General features: G+C 50.4%; 21 protein-coding genes, 1 other RNA gene and 1 other annotated feature. Of the genes, 18 read left to right on the forward strand and 4 right to left on the reverse strand.

The window, feature by feature from the left end; all coding sequences use genetic code 11:
• The first annotated feature begins 23 nt into the window (after nucleotides 1-23).
• The 11 genes from B5G27_RS11830 to B5G27_RS11875 all read left to right on the forward strand — a co-directional run bounded on the left by B5G27_RS11830 (nucleotide 24) and on the right by B5G27_RS11875 (nucleotide 10,918).
• Complete coding sequence (locus tag B5G27_RS11830; RefSeq protein WP_087179063.1) at nucleotides 24-1,655, forward strand: glycoside hydrolase family 13 protein; 1,632 nt, start codon at nucleotides 24-26, stop codon at nucleotides 1,653-1,655.
• A gap of 82 nt (nucleotides 1,656-1,737) precedes the next feature.
• Nucleotides 1,738-2,313 carry a cysteine hydrolase family protein gene (locus B5G27_RS11835; RefSeq protein WP_087179064.1) on the forward strand — a complete coding sequence of 192 codons (576 nt, stop codon included), beginning with the start codon at nucleotides 1,738-1,740 and terminating at the stop codon, nucleotides 2,311-2,313.
• A 465-nt stretch (nucleotides 2,314-2,778) separates the two neighbouring features.
• Complete coding sequence (locus B5G27_RS16645; protein ID WP_275533046.1) at nucleotides 2,779-2,910, forward strand: hypothetical protein; 132 nt, start codon at nucleotides 2,779-2,781, stop codon at nucleotides 2,908-2,910.
• 229 nt (nucleotides 2,911-3,139) lie between these two features.
• Nucleotides 3,140-3,351, forward strand: a binding site (T-box leader).
• A 115-nt stretch (nucleotides 3,352-3,466) separates the two neighbouring features.
• Nucleotides 3,467-5,392, forward strand: coding sequence for a threonine--tRNA ligase (thrS, locus tag B5G27_RS11840; protein ID WP_087179065.1), 1,926 nt, complete (start codon nucleotides 3,467-3,469; stop codon nucleotides 5,390-5,392).
• On the forward strand, nucleotides 5,392-6,213 hold the full coding sequence (locus B5G27_RS11845; RefSeq protein WP_087179066.1) for a purine-nucleoside phosphorylase: 822 nt from the start codon (nucleotides 5,392-5,394) through the stop codon (nucleotides 6,211-6,213). Before thrS ends, B5G27_RS11845 begins: the two co-directional genes overlap by 1 nt.
• 79 nt (nucleotides 6,214-6,292) lie before the next feature.
• The gene (locus B5G27_RS11850) at nucleotides 6,293-7,630 is read left to right on the forward strand and encodes an amidohydrolase family protein (protein ID WP_087179108.1); all 1,338 of its coding nucleotides are present in this window, start codon (nucleotides 6,293-6,295) and stop codon (nucleotides 7,628-7,630) included.
• Nucleotides 7,631-7,674: 44 nt separating this feature from the next.
• Nucleotides 7,675-8,142 (forward strand): molybdopterin-binding protein, encoded by a 468-nt coding sequence (locus B5G27_RS11855; RefSeq protein WP_242958307.1) that lies wholly within the window; start codon nucleotides 7,675-7,677, stop codon nucleotides 8,140-8,142.
• Nucleotides 8,139-8,834: an MBL fold metallo-hydrolase gene (locus B5G27_RS11860; protein WP_087179067.1), complete on the forward strand. Its 696-nt coding sequence runs from the start codon at nucleotides 8,139-8,141 to the stop codon at nucleotides 8,832-8,834. Before B5G27_RS11855 ends, B5G27_RS11860 begins: the two co-directional genes overlap by 4 nt.
• Nucleotides 8,835-8,852: 18 nt before the next feature.
• On the forward strand, nucleotides 8,853-9,335 hold the full coding sequence (gene rnhA, locus B5G27_RS11865; RefSeq protein WP_087179068.1) for a ribonuclease HI: 483 nt from the start codon (nucleotides 8,853-8,855) through the stop codon (nucleotides 9,333-9,335).
• A gap of 136 nt (nucleotides 9,336-9,471) precedes the next feature.
• Nucleotides 9,472-9,862, forward strand: an RNA gene (rnpB, locus tag B5G27_RS11870) — RNase P RNA component class A.
• A 24-nt stretch (nucleotides 9,863-9,886) separates the two neighbouring features.
• Nucleotides 9,887-10,918, forward strand: coding sequence for a 3-deoxy-7-phosphoheptulonate synthase (locus B5G27_RS11875; protein WP_087179069.1), 1,032 nt, complete (start codon nucleotides 9,887-9,889; stop codon nucleotides 10,916-10,918).
• A 92-nt stretch (nucleotides 10,919-11,010) separates the two neighbouring features.
• On the opposite strand, the gene B5G27_RS11880 is transcribed toward B5G27_RS11875, so the two are convergent.
• The 3 genes from B5G27_RS11880 to B5G27_RS11890 form a co-directional block, all read right to left on the reverse strand.
• Nucleotides 11,011-11,454, reverse strand: coding sequence for an aspartate carbamoyltransferase regulatory subunit (locus B5G27_RS11880; RefSeq protein ID WP_087179070.1), 444 nt, complete (start codon nucleotides 11,452-11,454; stop codon nucleotides 11,011-11,013).
• A 37-nt stretch (nucleotides 11,455-11,491) separates the two neighbouring features.
• Nucleotides 11,492-12,412: an aspartate carbamoyltransferase gene (pyrB, locus tag B5G27_RS11885; protein WP_087179071.1), complete on the reverse strand. Its 921-nt coding sequence runs from the start codon at nucleotides 12,410-12,412 to the stop codon at nucleotides 11,492-11,494.
• Nucleotides 12,413-12,487: 75 nt separating this feature from the next.
• Nucleotides 12,488-13,024 carry a nitroreductase family protein gene (locus B5G27_RS11890; RefSeq protein WP_087179072.1) on the reverse strand — a complete coding sequence of 179 codons (537 nt, stop codon included), beginning with the start codon at nucleotides 13,022-13,024 and terminating at the stop codon, nucleotides 12,488-12,490.
• Between the two features lie 205 nt (nucleotides 13,025-13,229).
• Here B5G27_RS11890 and pheA point away from each other — a divergent pair, with 205 nt between their 5' ends.
• Nucleotides 13,230-14,360 (forward strand): prephenate dehydratase, encoded by a 1,131-nt coding sequence (pheA, locus tag B5G27_RS11895; protein ID WP_087179073.1) that lies wholly within the window; start codon nucleotides 13,230-13,232, stop codon nucleotides 14,358-14,360.
• Nucleotides 14,361-14,399: 39 nt separating this feature from the next.
• Complete coding sequence (locus tag B5G27_RS11900; protein WP_087179074.1) at nucleotides 14,400-15,716, forward strand: ATP-binding protein; 1,317 nt, start codon at nucleotides 14,400-14,402, stop codon at nucleotides 15,714-15,716.
• 928 nt (nucleotides 15,717-16,644) lie between these two features.
• On the opposite strand, the gene B5G27_RS16795 is transcribed toward B5G27_RS11900, so the two are convergent.
• Complete coding sequence (locus tag B5G27_RS16795) at nucleotides 16,645-17,205, reverse strand: FKBP-type peptidyl-prolyl cis-trans isomerase (RefSeq protein WP_087179076.1); 561 nt, start codon at nucleotides 17,203-17,205, stop codon at nucleotides 16,645-16,647.
• A 535-nt stretch (nucleotides 17,206-17,740) separates the two neighbouring features.
• Here B5G27_RS16795 and B5G27_RS11915 point away from each other — a divergent pair.
• From B5G27_RS11915 to B5G27_RS11935, 5 genes are all read left to right on the forward strand, one after another.
• Complete coding sequence (locus B5G27_RS11915; protein WP_087179077.1) at nucleotides 17,741-19,804, forward strand: HelD family protein; 2,064 nt, start codon at nucleotides 17,741-17,743, stop codon at nucleotides 19,802-19,804.
• Nucleotides 19,805-19,850: 46 nt separating this feature from the next.
• Entirely contained in the window at nucleotides 19,851-20,330 is a 480-nt protein-coding gene (gene rlmH, locus B5G27_RS11920; protein WP_087179078.1) for a 23S rRNA (pseudouridine(1915)-N(3))-methyltransferase RlmH, read from the forward strand.
• 139 nt (nucleotides 20,331-20,469) lie between these two features.
• Nucleotides 20,470-20,814, forward strand: coding sequence for a hypothetical protein (locus B5G27_RS11925; RefSeq protein ID WP_087179079.1), 345 nt, complete (start codon nucleotides 20,470-20,472; stop codon nucleotides 20,812-20,814).
• A gap of 30 nt (nucleotides 20,815-20,844) precedes the next feature.
• On the forward strand, nucleotides 20,845-21,297 hold the full coding sequence (locus B5G27_RS11930; protein ID WP_087179080.1) for a DUF3990 domain-containing protein: 453 nt from the start codon (nucleotides 20,845-20,847) through the stop codon (nucleotides 21,295-21,297).
• Nucleotides 21,294-21,764: a hypothetical protein gene (locus B5G27_RS11935; protein ID WP_087179081.1), complete on the forward strand. Its 471-nt coding sequence runs from the start codon at nucleotides 21,294-21,296 to the stop codon at nucleotides 21,762-21,764. Before B5G27_RS11930 ends, B5G27_RS11935 begins: the two co-directional genes overlap by 4 nt.
• Nucleotides 21,765-21,886: the final 122 nt, after the last annotated feature.

Genomic DNA, 21,886 nt, shown 5'->3' on the forward strand with positions numbered 1-21,886 from the left:
CATGAGAGAAGAGAGGTTTGAATATGGAAGATAAGAAAGAAAAATGGTGGAAAAACGCAGTTGTATATCAGATCTATCCGAAGAGCTTCCAGGACTCGAACGGGGATGGCATCGGGGATATCCGGGGGATCATCCGGAGGCTCGACTATCTGGCGGACCTGGGGATCGACGCAGTGTGGATCTCGCCGATGTACTGCTCGCCGCAGAATGACAATGGGTATGATATTTCTGATTATCAGGACATTGACCCCATGTTCGGGACGCTTGAGGATATGGATGAGCTGATCGCTGAGGCGGGGAAGCGCAAGATCCGTATCATCATGGACCTGGTGCTCAACCACACTTCCAATGAGCACCGGTGGTTTCAGGAGGCAAAGAAGAGCAGGGAAAACCCTTATCATGACTATTATGTGTGGCGCGATGGCGAGGAAGGGGTTTATCCGAATGACATGAAGGCAGCCTTCGGAGGCCCTGCGTGGGAGTGGGTGCCGGAAGTAAAGCAGTATTATTTCCATCAGTTCGCTCCCGAACAGCCGGACCTGAACTGGGAGAACCCGAAGGTGAGGAGAGAAATCTATGACATGATCCTCTGGTGGATGGACCGGGGAGTGGGCGGATTCCGTCTGGATGTGATCGACCAGATCGCAAAAGAGCCGGATCTGGGGATCACGAATAACGGTCCTAAGCTCCACGAATTTCTGCGGGAACTGAGCAGGGAGACATTCCAGAAAGGAGACCTCATCACAGTTGGTGAAGCCTGGGGAGCAACGCCGGAGATCGCGGAGAAATACAGCTGCCCCGACGGAAGCGAATTCTCTATGGTGTTTCAGTTCGAGCACATCGGCCTGGATCAGCAGGAAGGGAAGGAAAAGTGGGACCTGGCGCCCCTTTCCCTTGTAAAGCTGAAAAAATGTCTGGCAAAATGGCAGAACGCGCTCCATAAGAAAGGCTGGAACAGCCTGTTCTGGGATAACCACGATCTGCCCCGCATCGTGTCACGCTGGGGAGACGACAGCACATACCGCGCAGAGTCCGCGAAGATGCTGGCTGCAGTCCTCCACGGGATGCAGGGCACCCCGTATATTTATCAGGGGGAAGAACTGGGGATGACGAATGTGAAGTTTAAAGACATCACAGACTACCGGGATCTGGAAACGGTCAATATGTACCATGAGCGGCTGCAGGCGGGATATCCCCTGGAAGATGTCATGCATTCGATCTACGCCAAAAGCCGGGATAACGCCCGCACACCCATGCAGTGGAGCAGGGAAGAGAACGCCGGCTTTACCACAGGGATTCCGTGGATCGCTGTGAACCCGAACTACACTGAGATCAATGCAGCGTCAGAGACAGAGGATCCGGATTCTGTATATCAGTTTTATAAAAAACTCGTACACTTAAGGAAAGAATATCCCGTCTTTGCGGACGGCGATTTCAGCCTCCTGATGCCTGAGGACGAGCAGATCTTTGCCTATACGCGTACAGACGCAGAGTGCAGGATGCTCGTCTGCGCGAACTTTACCGGGGAGCCGGTCAGATGCCCTCTGTCCGAAGAGTGGAAAGATGCGCAGATGCTCATCCATAACTATCCGGGAGAACGGCTGGATGAAGAACTGAAGCCATATGAGGCGGCGATCCTTCTGAAAATGGAATAATCCACAGCTTTTTTCAAAAGATAATATAGCGGAGGGCTGAGATCAAAAAGAAAGAGAGAAAGTCGGACAGGCAGGAGGAATTATGAAGAAGATACTTTTTTTGATCATTGATATGCAGAATGGATTTGTGAACAAATATACAGAAGGACTTGACAGGAAGATACTGGATTTTCACGATAAGATCAAGGACAGAGTGATCACTGCCGGAACCCGGTATGTCAATCACGAGCATACGGCGTGCTATTTATTTGAGGGCTGGAAAGACTGCATGGCAGGGAGCAAAGAAGCGGAGATCATCCCTACTCTCGTTCCGATCATGGAAAGAGTGTTCGACAAAGACAAGTACAGCTGCTGGAATGAAGAAATGAGGCGGTATATCCGTGATGATAATGTGGAGAAAGTTTATTTCGCAGGGGTGAATACAGGATGCTGCGTACTTCACAGCGCTTTTGATTTTTATGATGACCTGGTGGACTGTACCGTAATAGAAGATCTCTGCGGATCAACATCGGGGATCAAAGAACACGAAGAAGGGATCGCAGTTCTGCGGAGCTGTATCACAAAAGAAAGAGTAGTCACAGCGGAGGAGGCCCTCAAAGAGATCAATCTGGATTTGTGGGGGAGCCTTCCTTGTGAATATAACGTCCGAAAACAGTGAAGCGTGTTTGTCGAAGACGTATCCAGCACGGGTGTGTGGGTGGCTTCGGCTCCGGGGCTCCGTGGCAGCAAAAACTAAGAAATCCGGGACTATGCTAAAGGCAGAAAGCAGCAGGGAGCAACTCGCCTTTGGCTCAGACAAGCCCCCTGCTGCTTTCAACGCATAGTTCCGGATTTCAAGTTTTTTCAAGCCCCTCCGCAGTCACCTCAGACACCCACACACCCGTGCTGAAAGGTTTTCGAAAAAGGCGCTTCGCTGTTTTCTGGTTTACTCAAGCCGGAAGGTCCCCAGCAAATGCAGCATTTAAAAACGTAGCGAGAAGGGAACTTTCCCGGCAAAAGGCACCCCCTCTCCCGGAAGTCCGCGGTCCCTTCCGATTGGTAAAACTTCTTGTTTTGCCGCTGAAGCTCCCCTCTCACCCACCTTTCGAAATCCTGCATTTGACTGCGGGGACCTTCCGATCGGATGCGCGCAGAAAACCGACCCTTTGATGCGCCTTTCGCGGCGGGCGGGGATATGGCGACGGTGACTTGGAGTAATCTGCTGGAAAGACTTAAAAGAATGGGATGCGGCGTTAATTTCAAAGCGGATGCCTGAGCCGCAGGCGAATCTTCCGCTTTGGAATTGTCCTTAGCCGTATCCCATTCTTTTTACGTCTTTCCCAGATTACGGAACCGGAACCTGAGCCATATCCCCGCCCGCCGCGAAAACGTCCTGTATCAAACCGACGGTTTTCGGACGTCATATTCACAAGGAAGGCTCCCCCACAAATCCAGATTTCCACCTTGACATATCCTCCCCCCTTGCGGTAGAATAACCGATGTAAGCAAAAGCGTTGAAGAGGACAGTAAGCTGTCCGGTCATCTCAGAGAGAAGCCCGTCTGGTGCGAGGGCTTTGGTGTTCCGGCTGACTGAAGACCACCTCGGAGCTGCCCTAATCCGGCACGGTGATTCCGTTATCATCACACGAATGAAGCAGGTTTTCCATGGAAAACAAGCAGGGTGGAACCGCGGGAATACTGATATCCCGTCCCTGCGTGGAGTGTTTCCGTGCGGACATAGATTCAGAAGGTGAGAGACATTCCGGGAGGGATGTCTTTTCTGTTTTATGGATCAGCATCGGACAGATAAAAGGGAAAGGAAGGAAAAGAAGATGAAGATCACTTTAAAAGACGGATCGAGCAAAGAATATCAGCAGCCGATGAGCGTGTATGACATCGCGCTGGACATCAGCGAGGGGCTGGCAAGGATGGCGACAGCCGGAGAAGTAGACGGCGAGGTCGTTGACCTGAGGACAGTCGTTGACCATGACTGTGACCTGAGCATCCTGACATTTAACGACGAAAAGGGAAAAGGTGCATTCCGCCACACGGCGTCCCACATTATGGCGCAGGCGGTAAAGAGACTGTATCCTGAGACAAAGCTGGCGATCGGACCTTCCATTGCTGACGGGTTCTACTATGATGTGGACAGGGAGACTCCGTTCACAGCGGAAGACCTGGAGAAGATCGAGGCGGAGATGAAGAAGATCGTCAAAGAGAATCTTGAGATCAAACAGTATACAATGCCGAGAAACAAAGCAATCGAGTATTTTAAAGAGAAAAACGAAGACTATAAGGTGGAACTGATCGAGGATCTTCCGGAGGATGAGACGATCAGCTTCTATTCCCAGGGCGAGTTCACAGATCTGTGTGCGGGACCGCACCTGATGACCACAAAACAGGTGAAGGCATTCAAGCTCACAAGCCTGGCAGGCGCGTACTGGAGAGGGGACGAGCACAATAAGATGCTCCAGAGGATCTACGGGACTGCCTTCCCGAAGAAAGCAGAGCTGGAAGAGTACCTGACGATGATCGAGGAAGCGAAGAAGCGCGACCACAGAAAGCTTGGAAAAGAACTGGGGCTGTTTATGATGCGCGAAGAAGGTCCGGGATTCCCGTTCTTCCTTCCGAACGGTATGGTGCTCAAGAATACGCTTCTTGACTACTGGAGAGAGATCCACCGCAGGGCAGGATATGTAGAGATCAGCACGCCGATCATGCTGAGCCGCCATCTGTGGGAGACATCCGGACACTGGGATCACTATAAGGAAAACATGTATACAACCGTGATCGACGACGTGGATTTCGCGATCAAACCGATGAACTGCCCGGGCGGTATCCTTGTATACGAGTCAGAGCCGCGCTCTTACCGTGATCTCCCGATCCGCATGGGCGAGCTCGGACTGGTGCACCGCCATGAGAAATCCGGACAGCTCCACGGCCTGATGAGAGTGCGCTGCTTTACACAGGATGATGCGCATATCTTCATGATGCCGGAGCAGATCAAGGACGAGATCAAAGGGGTCGTAAAACTGATCGACGAGGTGTACAGCCTCTTTGGATTTAAATATCATGTAGAGCTCTCCACACGTCCGGAGGACAGCATGGGAAGCGATGAGGACTGGGAAATGGCGACAGACGCTCTGAGGAGCGCGCTGGAGGACATTGGTCTCCCATATGTTGTAAATGAAGGGGACGGAGCGTTCTACGGGCCGAAGATCGACTTCCACCTGGAGGATTCCATCGGCAGGACATGGCAGTGCGGTACGATCCAGCTTGACTTCCAGCTTCCGCTCCGGTTTGACCTGGAGTACACAGGAGCGGACGGAGAGAAGCACAGACCGATCATGATCCACCGTGTTGTATTCGGATCCATCGAGAGATTTATCGGGATCCTGATCGAGCATTTCGCGGGTGCATTCCCCACATGGCTTGCTCCGGTACAGGTAAAAGTGCTCCCGATCTCAGACAAGCACATGGACTATGGTATGAAGGTGCTCGACGCGCTGAAAGACGCGGGAATCCGCGCAGAGATCGACACCCGTGCCGAAAAGATCGGGTATAAGATCCGCGAGGCGCAGATGAAGAAGATCCCATACATGCTTGTCGTGGGGGCAAAGGAAGAAGAAGAGAACAAAGTCTCCGTGAGAAGCAGATTCGCAGGAGATGAGGGACAGTGCGGGCTGGATTCATTCGTGGCGCAGATCAAAGAGGAGATCGCCGGGAAGGTCAGCAGGAAGATCGAGAAGGAGAACTGATGAGCGCGCAGTACGAAAAACTATTAAAGTGCTATGAATATTACAGGTCAGTGACAGACTTTGAGCCGAGGGTGGGACTGATCCTCGGCTCGGGCCTGGGCGGATATGCCAGAAATATGAAGGTCGTCAAAGAGATCCCTTACGGGGATATCCCGGGCTTCCCGGTCTCCACTGTGCAGGGGCACGACGGAAGATTCCTGCTGGGCTATATCGGAAATGTGCCTGCTGTGGTCATGAAAGGCAGGGTGCATTATTACGAAGGCTATTCTATGGAAGAGGTGGTCATGCCGGTCCGGCTGATGAAGATGATGGGCATTGAGATCCTTTTCCTGACCAATGCGGCAGGAGGCATGGGAGCAGGGTTCCGTGTGGGAGATTTCATGCTGATCACGGATCAGATCTCCAGTTTTGTGCCGTCGCCTCTGATCGGGGAAAACGTGTCCGAGTTCGGGGAACGTTTCCCGGATATGACACATATCTATGACACGGAGCTGATGAAACTGATCCGAAAGACTGCTGAAGAAGAGGAAATCCCGCTACAGGAAGGCGTGTATCTCCAGACTTCCGGACCGAATTTTGAAAGTCCGGCAGAGATCAGGATGTATGCTGCTCTCGGAGCCGGCGCGGTGGGAATGAGCACTGCATGCGAAGCGATCGCGGCGCGGCATGCCGGCGTCAGAGTGTGTGGGATATCCTGCATCTCCAATATGGCGAGCGGCCTGTCGGACGAGGAGCTGAGCCATCTGGACGTCCAGGAAGTCGCAGACCGGCGTTCGGGAGAATTTGAACTTCTGGTGACCCGGAGCATAGAGAAAATGTAAAGACACAGCAGATAATGGAGACAGTTACCGGGATAGAACCTGAATGACTGAGATAGAAGAAGGGAGCATGAAGGCTGAGATGAGGACAAGGATCTATAATGCCAGGATACTGACAATGGAACCGGGGAGAAAGATCTTCTTCGGGGAGATCGGGATCGAAGACGGCAGGATCATATCTGTCAGGGAAGAGCAGGGAAAAGAGAAAGAGCAGGCAGAAGACGGGGCTGCGCTGGAGAAAGAAAATCAGAAGGGACAGGCTTCCGGCGGCTGGGATGAGGAGATCGATGCGCGCGGGAACCTGGTCATGCCCGGCTTTAAAAACGCGCATACCCACTCCCCGATGACATTCCTGCGGTCTTATGCGGATGACATGAAGCTTCAGGAGTGGCTGTTTGACAAAGTGTTCCCGGCGGAGGCAGAGCTGACATCCGATGATATTTACTGGCTTACGAAGCTGGCGGTCATGGAGTACCTGACCAGTGGGATCACGTCAGTCTTTGATATGTACAAGCTCAAAAAAGACAGCGCAAGGGCGGCTGAGGAGACCGGGTTCCGCATGGTGTTCTGCGGAGACATGAATGACTTCGGCGGGACAGTGGAAGAGATGGAGAAGGATTACATCGGATATAACAGAGATCCGGACAGCCTTCTGTCCTATCAGATCGGCTTTCACGCAGAGTATACGACCAACCGGGAGAGGATGGGGCAGATCGCGGCCCTGGCGGAGAAATATAAGGCTCCGGTATGTGTCCACTGCTCAGAGACGAAAAAGGAAGTGGAAGAGTGCCGGGAGCGCTCCGGCATGAGTCCTGTCGCGTACATGGATTCCCTGGGACTGTTCCAATACGGAGGATGCCTTTTCCACGGCGTGCACATGGATGACAGTGATTTTGACATCATCAGAGACAGAGGGATCAGCGTGGTGACAAACCCGGCGTCGAACCTGAAACTTGCAAGCGGCATTGCCCCGGTCAAAAGATATCTGGATCAGGGGATCCCCGTGGCGATCGGGACGGACGGAGCAGCCAGCAATAACTGCCTGGATATGTTCCGCGAGATGTTCCTTGTGACAGGGCTTCAGAAAGTGCTGTGCGATGACCCGGAAGCGGTGCCTGCGATGGATGTGCTCAAGATGGCAACCGTAAACGGGGCCCATGCCATGGGTCTGGAAGATTGCGATGTGCTCTCCTGCGGGAAAAGGGCGGACCTGATCCTGATCGACCTCATGCAGCCGAATATGCAGCCGCTCCAGAATATCGAGAAAAATATCGTGTACAGCGGAAGCAAGCAGAATGTCAGGATGACGATGATCAACGGAAAAACAGTGTACAGAGACGGGGAATTCTTTATCGGGGAATCTCCGGAGACAGTATACCGGAATGCGCAGCGGATCTCCGAACGCATTCTCGGGCAGTAAGCATACAGGGGAGAAGTGAAAAATCATAACGGAAAGGGGTACAGATGATGAGAGCAGCAATTTTTACGATCGACAGTGGGATTTACAAGGCAAAGGCAGAGAGCGCCGCGGCGTCCGCTCTGAAACGGATGCTGGAGCAGGTTGGATTCGAGGTGAAGGCGGCCAGCGTCCTTCCCCAGGAGAGGGAAGTTGTCGCCACAGTGCTGCGCCAGCTTTCGGATTCAGGGGCAGTAGACCTGATCCTGACAACAGGCGCTGTGGGATATCAGGACGGAGACTGTGCGCCGGAGGCATTGTCTGATGCAGCAGAGATGCTCATCCCGGGGATCCCGGAAGCACTCCGGGCATATAACCTGAGATATACAAAGGCGTCCATGATGGACAGGATGATGGCAGGTATCCGAAAGAAGACGCTGCTTATGAACCTTCCCGAAAGCGCGAAGACGGCAAAAGAGGATATGGAGTACATCCTCATGGAGACCGTTCAGGTTGTGGAGAATCTGAGTTTATGATGAAAGTAACATATTTAGGACACAGCGGATTCCTCGTTGAGACAGACGATGCGTATTTCCTTTTTGATTACTATAAAGGAACAGTGCCGGAACTGGACAGCTCGAAGAAAATGTTCGTATTCGTAAGCCACGGACATTATGACCACTACAGTAAGAGGATCTATGGATTCCGAAAGGAGTTTGAAGAAATCTATTATATCCTGTCCTGGGATGTCCCGGCAGGATCAGAGAAGGTTTATCACCTCAGGCCCGGTGAAGAGACAGAAATCGCGGGATGCAGTGTGCGCACGCTGCGCTCAAATGATGAGGGAGTGGCGTTCCTGGTCCGTTATCACGGAAAGACGCTGTACCATGCCGGAGACCTGAACTGGTGGCACTGGGAGGGCGAGCCGGAGGAATATAATACAGGGATGAGGCGTTCCTATCAGTCCGAGATCAACAAGCTTCAGGGCGAGAAGATCGACGCGGCTTTTGTGCCTGTGGATCCCAGGCTCGGGGAACAGTACTGCTGGGGCATTGACTGCTTTATGAAAAGGACGGACACAAAGGATGTATTCCCCATGCATTTCTGGGGGAGCTATGACGTCTATGAGCGCCTGATGCTGGAACCGTGCACCCGGGATTACAGGGAACGCATCATGAAGATCGGGCAGGAGGGACAGAGCTTTCTCCTGGACAGCTCAGAAAAATAAAGGTGGAGAGAAAGAGATATGCTTGTTAAGATCTATACAGACGGTGCGGCCAGGGGCAACCCGGACGGACCCGGAGGATACGGGACCGTGCTCGAGTATGTGGACACAAAAGGAGAGCTGCATGTAAAAGAAATATCCCAGGGGTATGTCAGGACGACAAATAACCGGATGGAGCTGATGGCTGTCATCGCCGGTCTGGAAGCCTTGAACCGCCCCTGTACGGTAGAGATTTATTCGGATTCCCAGTACGTGGTAAATGCATTCAACCAGCACTGGGTGGACGGATGGATCAAAAAAGGGTGGAAGCGGGGCAAGAATGAACCGGTCAAGAACGTGGACCTGTGGAAACGCCTGCTGAGCGCGAAAGAGCCCCACAGTACAAGCTTCCACTGGGTGAAAGGCCATGACGGACATCCCCAGAATGAGCGGTGCGATGAACTCGCCACATCCGCGGCGGACGGGGACGGGCTGATCGTGGATGAAGGAGCAGGGCAGTCTTGATGTGATGCCAAAGCTGTGTCAGATGCTCAACGACCGTTTGAAGGAAAAGACAGTCCCCGGTTTCCAGGAGAAAAGTTTTAATTGTCAAGAAACAGTGGCATTTTTAATTTTCATATAGTATAATCAAATACTGTGTTAAGTAAGACAGGCGATCGCGGCTGCAGGTGCCGAAAGGCCGCAGACGAGGAAAGTCCGGGCTTCACAGGGCAGGATGCCGGATAACGTCCGGTGGAGGTGACTCCAAGGCCAGTGCAACAGAAATAAACCGCCCGGGCGGAGGGCTGAGAAGAAGACAGAGACGCTTCTTTTGAGCTCTCCGTCCGGGTAAGGGTGGAAAGGCAGTGTAAGAGACTACCGCCTCGCTGGTAACAGAGAGGGCACATGTAAACCCCATCCGAAGCAAGACCGGATAGAAGCAATGCGGCTGCCCGCCGCGCTTCAGGTTGGTCGCTCGAGCACAGCGGCGACGCTGTGCCTAGACAGATGATCGCCCACGACATAACCCGGCTTATCGTCTTGCTTAACACAGTATTTTTTTGGAGGCATGAAAAATGGGAATGAAGATAAATGCAGAGCTGCCGCTCCCCGCGGATCTCAAGGCGGAGTACCCGCTCCCCAAAGAGATCCTGGAGATCAAGAAAAAAAGAGATCAGGAAATCCGGGACATTTTCACCGGGAAGTCCGATAAGTTCATTGTGATCGTAGGACCCTGCTCCGCGGACAATGAAGATTCTGTCTGCGAGTATGTAAACCGCCTTGCGGGAGTCAATGAGAAGGTTTCCGACCGTCTCATGATCATCCCGAGGATCTACACAAACAAGCCCCGTACCACCGGCGAGGGATATAAAGGAATGCTCCACCAGCCGGAGCCGGATCAGGCTCCTGACCTGCTGGCAGGGATCATCGCGATAAGAAAGCTGCATACAAGGGCAATTAAGGAGAGCGGTCTTACAGCCGCGGATGAGATGCTCTATCCTGAGAACAGAAGCTACCTGGATGACATCCTTTCTTATGAGGCGATCGGCGCCCGCTCTGTTGAGAACCAGCAGCACCGTCTTACCGCAAGCGGCATGGATATCCCGGTGGGGATGAAAAACCCGACCAGCGGGGATTTCTCAGTGATGCTCAATTCCGTCGTGGCAGCGCAGAGCTCGCATACTTTTATCTACAGGGGGATGGATGTGACCACAGACGGAAATGATCTGGCCCATGTGATCTTAAGGGGCGGAGTAGACAAATATGGCACGTGCATTCCGAACTATCATTATGAGGATCTGGTCCGTCTCCTTGACATGTATCAGAAGCGGGAGCTGAAAAACCCTGCGGCTGTCGTGGATGCAAATCATTCCAACTCGAATAAACAGTTCAGGGAGCAGATACGCATTGTGAGCGAGGTGCTCCACAGCCGGAAATATAATCCGGAGCTGAGGACGCTGATCAAAGGCGTTATGATCGAGAGCTACCTTGAGGAAGGATGCCAGAAGATCGATGAGAACAGAGTGTATGGAAAGTCGATCACCGACCCGTGCCTCGGCTGGGAGGACACGGAGAGACTTCTGTATAAAATAGCGGAAGAGTGCTGATAAAATGGCTGAGTAAAAAAGAAACCATACAGGGCAGATAGAATAGTTTATTCCCTGCCTGTAGGGTTTCCTTTTTTTATCTGTGAGCGGGCTTATCTGTGCCTGCGGTATTTCTCTTCACAGTATTTGCAGCGGTAGATCTGGTTCTCCTCATCCGTGAGAACAAATACATGATCCAGTTCCTGCTCGATGGAAGTGATGCATCTCGGATTCTTGCACTTGATCACATTGCGGATCTCTTTCGGGAGAGAGAGAGGTTTCTTGGAAATGATCTCCCCGTCCTCGATGATATTTACAGTGATATTATGATCAATGAAACCGAGGATATCAAGATCCATAAAATCGATGGGACATTCGATCTTCATAATGTCTTTTTTTCCCATCTTGCTGCTTTTGGCATTTTTGATGATCGCCACGCAGCAGTCCAGTTTGTCGAGGTGGAGATATTTGTAGATCTCCATGCTCTTGCCGGCCTCGATATGATCCAGTACAAAGCCTTCAGAAATACGTCCCACGTTCAGTGTGTTTTTTACCATGATCTTAATCCTTTCTATACAATTAACAATTACAATATTAGTCAACGTGGATATCCAGGAGAGTCAGGATCAGCGCCATGCGGACATAGACCCCGTACTGTACCTGGCGGAAATATGCGGCGCGGGGGTCATCGTCGACCTCCACGGAAATCTCATTTACCCTGGGAAGGGGATGGAGCACGTACATATCTTCCGGAGCAAGCTTCATTTTCGCCTTATCCAGGATGTAGAAATCCTTCATCCGTACATAGTCGTCTTCATTGAAGAAGCGTTCCTTCTGGACTCGAGTCATGTACAGGATGTCCAGGTTCGGCATGGCGTCTTCCAGTCGGACGACTTCCTCGTAAGGAATATGTTTCTTGTCCAGGACGTCATGGCGGATGTACTCCGGGAGACGGAGCTCCTCCGGAGAGATCAGGATAAAGCGGATGCCCTCATATCTGACCAGAGCGTTGATCAGAGAATGGACCGTACGGCCGAATTTCAGGTCTCCGCACAGACCGATCGTCATATTGCTGAGACGCCCCTTCAGATTGCGGATCGTCAGCAGGTCAGTCAGCGTCTGGGTCGGGTGCTGATGTCCTCCGTCTCCGGCGTTGATGACCGGGATGGAAGAGTGCTGGCATGCGACCATGGGCGCGCCTTCTTTTGGATGTCTCATTGCGCAGATATCTGCGTAGCATGAGATCGTGCGGATCGTGTCAGATACACTCTCTCCCTTTGCCGCAGAACTGGAGTCTGCGGAAGAAAATCCCATAACGCTGCCGCCGAGATTCAGCATAGCCGCCTCATGGCTTAACCGGGTGCGGGTACTTGGCTCGTAGAAGAGAGTGGCAAGTTTTTTCCCATCGCACGCATGTGCATATTTCTCGCGGTGCGCCTCGATATCCTGGGCGAGATCCAGCAGTTTATCAAGCTCCTCCACTGAAAAATCCAGCGGGCTCATCAAATGTCTCATAAATAACCTCCTTAATTGCGGGATGGGACTTCCATCCCAAGACATACAGGAAGCGCAGTCATCTGCGCTTTTTGTTTATCTGTATTGAAGTAACTGTTCTACGGTTTTGCGCTTCGGCGCCTCCGGCTCGACGTCAGGGTATCCGAGGGCGATCAATGCCCCAAGTTCCTGATCTTCCGGGATGCCGAGCAGTTCTGAGATTCCGTCCTCATCGAAAACACCCATGATGACAGTCCCCAGCCCTTTGTCCCATGCCGAAAGGCAGAAGGTCTGGCAGGCCACGCCGACGTCAAACATCTGCCAGCGGTCTTCCTTTTTCGTCGTGAAAGAACCGTCCCGCTCAAAGCCGCAGCGTCCTTTGATAAAGGTGACAGCCATCAGTACGGGAGCCTGGCGTATGATCCTTGAATTGTAATCCGGGGTATACTGATCCGCGATCCCGGAGAGGACAGTACGGTCCTCAACAGCGATATAGCGGGTGATCTGAGTATTTTTCCATGAGGGAGAGTAAGATGCCGATGATACGACAGAATCAATAATAGAATGGTCAACAGGATCCGGTTTAAATTTTCGTATGCTCCTGCGCGTTTTAATGCACTCTGTTACGTTCATATATGTACCTCCCTGAATTCTCCACCTAATCATATAATAAAACGGGTCGATTTTCAACCGGATTTCAAAGATCAAAAATCTTTTTCTTTGTCCCGAAAAGTGGATTTTGCCTGAAAAATGTAATATAATGGGCGGTAAGTGCTAAAAACCGGGATGAAAACAGAAAATATCATCCGGGGATACATGAGAAGGGAGATATACGGAAATGGCATCACTGGAAGAACTCAGAGAGAGGCTGGATGAGATCGACGGCCAGCTCGTGGACCTCTACGAAAAGCGGATGAAGGTCTGCGAGGAAGTCGGTGAATATAAAGTAAAAGCAGGACGAAAGGTTTTTGACCGGCAGAGAGAAAAAGAAAAACTGGCGGACGTGGCCTCAAGGGTGACCGGAGACTTCAATAAAAAGGGGATACAGGAGCTCTATCAGCAGCTTATGTCCATGAGCAGGAAACTGCAGTACCAGCAGCTCGTGGAGGCGGGAGCGCTGGGACGTCTCCCGTTTATCCGGATCGATAACCTGGACAAGAAGAATGCCCGGGTTGTGTTCCAGGGGACGGAAGGGGCGTACGGACAGGCAGCGATGCAGCAGTTTTTCGGCGAGGATGTAAACAGCTTCCATGTGCGCACATTCAGGGATGCGATGGAAGCGATCGAAGAGGGGGCGGCTGACTATGCGGTCCTTCCCATCGAAAACTCCACTGCCGGACCGGTCATCGAGATGTATGACCTGCTGGATGAATTTGAAAATTATATCGTGGCGGAGACCATCCTTCCGATCGTGCATACTCTTTCCGGCCTTCCCGGGACAAAGCTCTCTGACATCCAGAGGGTATATTCAAAGACAGAAGCGCTGATGCAGACATCACGCTTTCTGGACGACCACTCGGACTGGCAGAGGATCAGTGTGGTGAATACCGCGATCGCGGCAAAAAAGGTGCTCAAAGAACAGGACATTTCCCAGGCGGCTGTGTGCAGTGCTTATGCGGCAAAGGTGCACGGTCTGGAAGTGCTGGTGGACGGGATCAATAACGATGCGGACAATTCTACCCGCTTTATCGTGGTCACGAATCAGAAAGTGTTCCTGAAGGATGCTTCAAAGATCAGCATTCGGTTTGAACTGCCGCACCAGAGCGGTTCTCTGTACAGGATCCTCTCACATTTTATTTACAATGATCTGAATATGTCCAAGATCGAGTCTCGACCGATCAAAGGAAGACCATGGGAATATTGCTTTTTCGTGGATTTTGAGGGCAATCTCGAGGAGGCGGCAGTAAAAAATGCGATACGCGGACTGAGAGAGGAAGCGCAGAATCTGAAAATTTTGGGAAATTACTAAAAAGACCGGTCAGTGTGTAGTGAGAAAGGAAGAAAGAAAATGCGTACAAATGAACTGATGCTGTATAAAAATATGGATTATGGCGACCTTCTGAAAGATATGACATTTCTTATGGATAATCATGGGAATGATCATTACAACAGGGAAGATCTGAGAAGTCTCCTTTTCGAATGTATCAACAGACTTCTGGAATTGTCTGTAAGCCATGGGTTTGAGGGGAATCTCTGGCATACTTATCTTACCTTTCTTCTTGTTAATGATGAGAATGCTTACAGCACTTCCTGCGAGATCATCGGAGACACAGAGGGGAGCATCAATGAGATCGCGCTCCATGATTTTGAGATCTTCAAAGAATTGTTCGACTATGACTTCTCAGCAATGGAGAAGAATCTTGGAGCCGGCTGTATGCAGATCCTCATGGATTATAAAAATGGCAGAAGAAGCGGAAAAATCTTCAACCGGCGCATCCGGGACCGCATCTGCCATCTGGCGGAAGGGCTGGGGAGTGCATCGGACGCCTCCGATTTTCAGCGGAAAATGACACAGTTTTATAAGGAGTTCGGCGTAGGCAAGCTTGGCCTGCACAAGGCGTTCCGCATCGAACACCCTGAGGGCGGCAGGATGGAGATCGTACCGATCACAAATATCGCCCATGTCCATCTGGATGACCTGGTCGGCTACGAGATCGCAAAGAAAAAACTGATCGACAACACAGAAGCATTCGTGCAGGGGCGCAGGGCAAACAACTGCCTGCTGTTCGGCGATGCGGGCACCGGAAAGTCCTCATCCATCAAAGCCATCCTGAACCAGTATTATGATCAGGGACTCAGGATGATCGAGGTGTACAAACATCAGTTTAAAGATCTGAATGAAGTGATCGCCCAGATCAAAAACCGCAATTATAAATTCATTATCTATATGGACGACCTTTCTTTCGAAGAATTTGAGATCGAGTACAAATATCTCAAGGCGGTGATCGAAGGCGGGCTGGAACGCAAGCCGGAAAACGTGCTGATCTACGCTACCTCCAACCGCAGGCACCTGATCCGTGAGACATTCCGGGATAAGGCGGACCGGGATGAAGAACTGCACACCAATGACACAGTCCAGGAAAAACTGTCTCTCGTGGCCCGGTTTGGCGTGACGATCTATTTCGGTTCGCCGGATAAAAAGGAATTCCAGGAGATCGTACGGGTACTGGCAAAGAAGGGCGGCATTGACATGCCGGAAGAAGAACTGTTGCTGGAAGCGAACAAGTGGGAGCTGTCCCATGGAGGACTGTCCGGGCGGACAGCGCAGCAGTTTGTAGATTATCTGATGGGGAAATCTGGATTTGCGGGGGAGCCGTTCTGTTGACGAAACGTCCGAAAACCGCCGGTTTGATGCAGGACGTTTTCGCGGCGGACGGGGATATGGCTCAGGTTCCGGTTCCGTAATCTGGGAAAGACGTAAAAAGAATGGGATACGGCTAAGGACAATTTCAAAGCGGAAGATTCGCCTGCGGCTCAGGCATCCGCTTTGAAATTAACGCCGCATCCCATTCTTTTAAGTCTTTCCGGCAGATTACTCCAAGTCACCGTCGCCATATCCCCGTCCGCCGCGAAGGCGCATCAAAGGGGACGGTTTTCTGCGCGCATCCGATCGGAAGGTCCCCGCAGGCAAATGCAGGATTTCGAAAGGTGGGTGAGAGGGGAGCTTCAGCGGCGAAGCAGAAATTAAAACCAAGCGGCAGTTCAGACTGGATTTCCGGGAGAGGGTTAGCCGTTCGATTTGGCCCAGCAAGCTGGTCCGCTCTTGTTATAGAATTCTGCCAGCAAAGTGGATTTTATCGTTTGCCGGAGAAGTTTCTCTAGCCTTGTGTGTTTCTCCCGGCTGGGGAGAGGTTCTCTTTTGCCGGAAAAGCTCCCCTTCCACTGCGTTTGTAAACGCTGCATTTGTCGGGGGACCTTCCGTCTTGAGCAAAACCAGAAAACAGCGAAGCGCCTTTTCGAAACTTCCTTTCAGCGCGGGGATATGGGTGGCTGAGGTGACTTCGGAATGAGGCTTGGAAAAAATAGAAATCAGGGGACACGCGTTGGGGGCAGAAGAGAGGGTGTCTGAGGCGGAGCCGAGTTCCTCTCTTCTGATCCCTGGTTTTAGCGTGTTCCCTGATTTCGTAGTTTTTCCTGCCTCATGGAGCGGAGCCGATGCCACCCATATCCCCGCGCTGAATACGTCCTCGACATCCGCGCTTCACTGTTTTCGTACGTTTTGCCAACAGGATGGCTCCCCCACAAATACAGATTTACTCATAAATTCCATTGACTGTTACCTGGAACAGTGCTTCTTTCCCATTCAGGTCTTCCACTCCGTAATCTTCCGGGAAAGTTACATATACATCCACCTGGTCTCCGGGGTGTGCGCCGATGAGCTGTTCCTCGAAATCATCGATATAACTTCCTGATCCGATCATGAGATCTGTGCCCATCCCCTGTGTGTTCCCGCCGTTGAATTCTACTCCGTCGATGCTTCCTACGTAATCGATATTGACAGTATCTCCATTTTCTACGGTAAGAGACGTGTCTGTAGAGTAGGAAGTTCCGGTATCCTGGGAAGCGCTGTCAGCGGAGCCGGAAGTGTCAGAGCTGCTGCCGGTATCGGCGGATGCTTCCGTGTTAGTATTGTCCGTTTGACTGTCATCTGTGCTGTTCTTCACTCCGTCGACGATAAGTACGATCACAAGAGCCAATACAGCAAGGCTGGGTATCCCGATCACCAGGGTCTTGCTCAGTTTTTTTCGGAATTCGTTTTTGCGCCGTTCCTCGGCTCTGCGCTGCTGTGCCATTTTTCGGTTTTCTTTTTTCATAGACTGCTACCTCATTTCGTTTAGATATTTCCGATCCAGTATGTAAAAGGACACCTGATGCGGATAGAAAAGCATCCGTGTGCTTAATACTGTTGCCGCTATATTATAAAAAGAAAATATGACTAAATTGTGATTTCTTTTCAAAAAATACATGGTATAATGATTGCACGTTCGTGCAATCCGAAGCGGCTTTGCCGCTTCGCCCCGCTCTGCGGGGATTATACCGGGACCCACGGCTTGGAAAGTAAATGCCGCTTTGCGGCGCTTCCTTTCCTGCGCGCGTGGTATAATGATCGCACGTTCGTGCAATCCGAAGCGGCTTTGCCGCTTCGCCCCGCTCTGCGGGGATTATACCGGGACCCACGGCTTGGAAAGTAAATGCCGCTTTGCGGCGCTTCCTTTCCTGCGCGCGTGGTATAATGATCGCACGTTCGTGCAATCCGAAGCGGCTTTGCCGCTTCGCCCCGCTCTGCGGGGATTATACCGGGACCCACGGCTTGGAAAGTAAATTTGGAACAGACTGGAGAGAAGAGAAATGGCAGTAAACAGCAGATGTTATGACGGGACTCTTTTTCTTGAAGATATAGAAAAAAAGCTGAAGCACAGACTTGATCAGCTCAATAAAGAGCTGGATGAGGGACAAAAAGAGATTGAAAATATGCATGAATATTACTGGGAAAACTATACGGAGATGGACCAGTACGGATATGAGGACTATGACAATCAGCAGGCGCTCCTTCATCAGGTGAATTCGAATGAGGAAAAGGCAAAATTAAAGAGACGGTTTGAAAAGATGCTGGATTCGCCGTTCTTCGGCAGGGTTGACTTTCAGTTTGAGGGGGAGGATGAGGCGGAGCCTTTTTATATCGGAATCGGAAATTTCGCGGAGAGAGCAGGCATGACGCCTCTGATCTATGACTGGCGCGCGCCTGTGAGCGGATTGTTTTATGATTATGACAAGGGGCCGGCATCGTATGAAGCCCCGTCCGGGACGATAAGCGGAGAAATTGCGGCCAAGTGGCAGTATAAGATCCGGAACGGCAGGATGGTCTATGGGTTTGAGAGCGATGTGAAGATTGATGACGAGATCTTAAAGCAGGAGCTGGGGAGCAGCGGGGACGCTCAGCTGAAAAGCATCGTCCGCACGATCCAGAAGGAACAGAATGAGATCATCAGGAATACAAAGGACCGGATCCTGGTCATCCAGGGCGCGGCCGGGAGCGGGAAGACTTCGATCGCGCTCCACAGGATCGCGTATCTTTTGTACCATGACAGGAAAAACCTGCGCTCATCGAATATCCTCATCCTGTCGCCGAACAGTGTGTTTGCAGATTATATTTCACATATCCTTCCGGAGCTGGGAGAGGAAAATATCAGGGAGATGAGCTTTGACCTTTTCGCATACCGGGAGCTGAAAGATACGGCGGCTGACTGTGAAGACAGATATGACCATCTGGAGAGGATGATGCGTTTTCCGGATCCTGCTGCGGACGAGAGATTCCATTGGAAACAGTCGGCGGAGTTTGTGGGGGAAGTGGAAGGTTTCCTCGCGGTGGAAGAGGACAGCCTGATGGAGTTCAGGGATATTGAGTTCCGGGGGATGAGGCTGTCTGAGGAAGAGCTGATCCATCTGTTTTATGACAAATTTTATGACACTCCGATCCTGAAGCGGATGGATGCGGTGATGGAGTATTTTGTCGATTCATACGAGACTCTGAGAGGAAGGGACATTGAAGAAGAGGACCGTGAGCTCCTGCAGAAAAAGTTTGACCGGATGTACGTGACCAAAGACATTTATACACTTTATAATCGGCTCATGGAGTTCTGCGGTCAGGAGCCGCTGTCAGATACTCCGTTTGAGAGAAGGAAGATCCCATATGAGGATGTGTTCCCTATGCTGTACCTGAAATACAGGCTGACAGGGGACAGTGCGCATAAGAATATCAAGCATCTTGTGATCGATGAAATGCAGGACTACTCCTATCTTCAGTATGTGATCCTGCAGAGGCTTTTTGACTGCCGGATGACGATCCTGGGGGACAGGGCGCAGACGCTTGACAAAGAACAGCAGGATGTACTGAAATTCCTGCCGAAGATATTCGGCAGAGGCATCCGCACTGTAGTGATGAACAAAAGCTACCGCAATACATGGGAGATCGCTTCTTATGCGGGGAAGATCAGCGGGATCACGGATATAGAGCTTCTGGAGCGGCATGGGAAGGAAGTCGAGGAAAAGCTGTTTGCCTCAGAGGAGGAACTGCTTTCTGCGATAGAGAAAAATCTGAATGTGGGAGCCGAAGGATTTGAGACAGCAGCAGTCATTACGATGACTGAGGAAGAAGCGTTTGACATCAGCCGCCTTTTGCAAAACAGAGGGATAGAAGTGTCCTATGTGGACCGGGACAGCTCTGCCTTTCGGAAAGGTCTGACTGTGACTACATTTTATCTGGCGAAGGGACTGGAATTTGACCAGGTATTCGCGGTGCGCGGACGGGAGGAGAACCCTCTGTCAGCGCAGGCGGAATATATCTGTGCCACAAGAGCCCTGCACGAGCTGTATGTATATCAGTTAGAAAGCGTTTCCGGCCGGAGAGAGTAAGGAAGGCGGGAAATATGCCGGATAGTACGAGACTAAAGAGGGAAAAATGAAATTAACAGTAATCGCAGTAGGAAAGATAAAAGAGAAATATTTAAAAGACGCTGTCACAGAATACAGTAAAAGGCTGAGCCGCTACTGTAAACTGGAGATCATGGAGGTGGCGGATGAGAAGACACCGGATCAGGCGAGCGAAGCAGTGGAGGAGGCTATCCGGACAAAAGAAGGCGAGCGGATCCTGAAATATATACGGGACGATATGTATGTGATCACTTTGGAGATCGGCGGGAAGATGCTTACTTCTGAGGAGTTTGCAGATAAGATCGAAACGCTGGGCGTGCAGGGGAAGAGCAGTATCGCATTTGTGATCGGAGGTTCGATCGGGCTGGGGAAAGAGGTGCTGAAACGGTCGGACTTTGCACTCAGCTTTTCGAAAATGACATTTCCCCATCAGTTGATGCGGGTGGTGCTGCTGGAGCAGGTGTACCGGGGGTATCGGATCATGAATGGAGAACCGTATCACAAGTAAGGGAGATATGTAAGAGAGTGGGCAGATGATGTTCCGCTCTCTTTTTTGTATGAGCAAAAATAGAATGACAGGGAAATATTTAGGGTGTTATAATAGACAAAACAGCATGACAGCTTGAAATTTTTCGGAGGGGTAATTTATGGATAACAAACGGCTGAAACGAGCGTTGGGAGGTGCAATTCCGCTTGCCATTCTTATAACCGGTATAAGTTATAACAGCTATGTTAAGATACACACTTTCACCCTTTCAGGCAGCGAGAGAGTGAAAAGTGAAGAGATTCAGCCTGTTAGCGGAAGCGTAAAAATTACCAGTACTGCTGATACCGATGTCGTATTTACGGATATCGAAAGCGGGGAAACTTATGTGATAGGTTATATTACTTCTGGAGTGGGAGAAACAATTAAACTTGAACGGGGAAAATGGTACAGGGTTGAAGGGATTGGAGAACTTACAGTGAGACCAGTCAATGTTCGTATAGAATAACAAATCCCAATTTGAAGGAGTAAAAAGCATATGATTTTATATCATGGAAGCAATGTAATAGTTCAAGAACCGCAGATCTTGGAAAATGGTTTTTACAAAGATTTTGGCTACGGTTTTTACTGTACAATTTTAGAAAAACAGGCAAAACGCTGGGCTTTGACAAAACGCAGAAGGCATATTGTAAATCTTTATGAATATTCACCCGATAAGAGCCTGAATATTAAAAAGTTTAGTGAGATGACAGAGGAGTGGCTGCAGTTTATTGTAAACTGTCGACTCGGTTTAAAACACGATTATGACATTGTCGAGGGACCAATGGCAGATGATACAATCTGGGATTATGTTGAGGACTATATGGCCGAACGAATTTCAAAAGCGGCTTTCTGGGAACTGGTTAAGTTTAAGTATCCGACACATCAGATTGTATTCTGCACAGTGAAAGCATTGCAGACTATCAAATTTGAAGGGAGTTATTCGCTATGACAAATAAATTTTTCCCGGAAGAGCAAATAACCGAGAATGATCTTTACTTTCTGTGTTATATGATAGAACGCATAGCAAGAAAATTACATCAGAAAAACAAATATGTTGTTAATTCTATACCGAAAGAGGAGTGGGTGCGTCTGATCAGCCTGGCTAATGTACTTCACTGTGAGAATCCTCTGAAAATTGAAGACGAATGGATTAAAGAATATAAGCTGGCAAAAGGGAATTTTGATATAATGGATGTGGATTCAGAACTGGTAGCTGAAATCCCATCAGAAACACAGATGGGGAAAGTGTATACAAGGCTGATTCTGTCAACATTACAGCCAACGGAAGATTATATCGATGGAATGATCCGGGTATACAATGATGAAATATGTAATACGATTGATAATTACAATAGCAGTGCATATTATGAACCGTCTTATGTAATAACAAGAGCTTACAATAATGGAGGATTTTAAAGAGCAGATAACCTCATTTGGACATGTTATGGAGAACCATATCATAAATAAATGCGTTTTTTTATTTTGGGTGATGCGGTGTGAAGTAAACGGATGATATAATGAAAAAAGTAAGAGTGATA

This window comes from Lachnoclostridium sp. An76, assembly GCF_002161355.1.
GTDB classification, from domain to species: Bacteria; Bacillota; Clostridia; order Lachnospirales; family Lachnospiraceae; genus Mediterraneibacter; species Mediterraneibacter caccavium.

Bases quoted from the DNA above. Each gene is read 5' to 3' on its own strand.
- B5G27_RS11855 (WP_242958307.1), top strand. From the start codon at position 7,675: ATGATGAGAGCAGCAATTTTTACGATCGACAGTGGGATTTACAAGGCA.
- rnhA (WP_087179068.1), top strand. From the start codon at position 8,853: ATGCTTGTTAAGATCTATACAGACGGTGCGGCCAGGGGCAACCCGGAC.
- pheA (WP_087179073.1), top strand. From the start codon at position 13,230: ATGGCATCACTGGAAGAACTCAGAGAGAGGCTGGATGAGATCGACGGC.
- B5G27_RS11830 (WP_087179063.1), top strand. From the start codon at position 24: ATGGAAGATAAGAAAGAAAAATGGTGGAAAAACGCAGTTGTATATCAG.
- B5G27_RS11875 (WP_087179069.1), top strand. From the start codon at position 9,887: ATGGGAATGAAGATAAATGCAGAGCTGCCGCTCCCCGCGGATCTCAAG.
- B5G27_RS11890 (WP_087179072.1), bottom strand. From the start codon at position 13,024: ATGAACGTAACAGAGTGCATTAAAACGCGCAGGAGCATACGAAAATTT.
- B5G27_RS11900 (WP_087179074.1), top strand. From the start codon at position 14,400: ATGCGTACAAATGAACTGATGCTGTATAAAAATATGGATTATGGCGAC.
- B5G27_RS11935 (WP_087179081.1), top strand. From the start codon at position 21,294: ATGACAAATAAATTTTTCCCGGAAGAGCAAATAACCGAGAATGATCTT.
- B5G27_RS11835 (WP_087179064.1), top strand. From the start codon at position 1,738: ATGAAGAAGATACTTTTTTTGATCATTGATATGCAGAATGGATTTGTG.
- pyrB (WP_087179071.1), bottom strand. From the start codon at position 12,412: ATGAGACATTTGATGAGCCCGCTGGATTTTTCAGTGGAGGAGCTTGAT.
- B5G27_RS11915 (WP_087179077.1), top strand. From the start codon at position 17,741: ATGGCAGTAAACAGCAGATGTTATGACGGGACTCTTTTTCTTGAAGAT.
- B5G27_RS11850 (WP_087179108.1), top strand. From the start codon at position 6,293: ATGAGGACAAGGATCTATAATGCCAGGATACTGACAATGGAACCGGGG.
- rlmH (WP_087179078.1), top strand. From the start codon at position 19,851: ATGAAATTAACAGTAATCGCAGTAGGAAAGATAAAAGAGAAATATTTA.
- B5G27_RS11860 (WP_087179067.1), top strand. From the start codon at position 8,139: ATGATGAAAGTAACATATTTAGGACACAGCGGATTCCTCGTTGAGACA.
- B5G27_RS11880 (WP_087179070.1), bottom strand. From the start codon at position 11,454: ATGGTAAAAAACACACTGAACGTGGGACGTATTTCTGAAGGCTTTGTA.
- B5G27_RS11930 (WP_087179080.1), top strand. From the start codon at position 20,845: ATGATTTTATATCATGGAAGCAATGTAATAGTTCAAGAACCGCAGATC.
- B5G27_RS16645 (WP_275533046.1), top strand. From the start codon at position 2,779: ATGCGCGCAGAAAACCGACCCTTTGATGCGCCTTTCGCGGCGGGCGGG.
- thrS (WP_087179065.1), top strand. From the start codon at position 3,467: ATGAAGATCACTTTAAAAGACGGATCGAGCAAAGAATATCAGCAGCCG.
- B5G27_RS11845 (WP_087179066.1), top strand. From the start codon at position 5,392: ATGAGCGCGCAGTACGAAAAACTATTAAAGTGCTATGAATATTACAGG.
- B5G27_RS16795 (WP_087179076.1), bottom strand. From the start codon at position 17,205: ATGAAAAAAGAAAACCGAAAAATGGCACAGCAGCGCAGAGCCGAGGAA.
- B5G27_RS11925 (WP_087179079.1), top strand. From the start codon at position 20,470: ATGGATAACAAACGGCTGAAACGAGCGTTGGGAGGTGCAATTCCGCTT.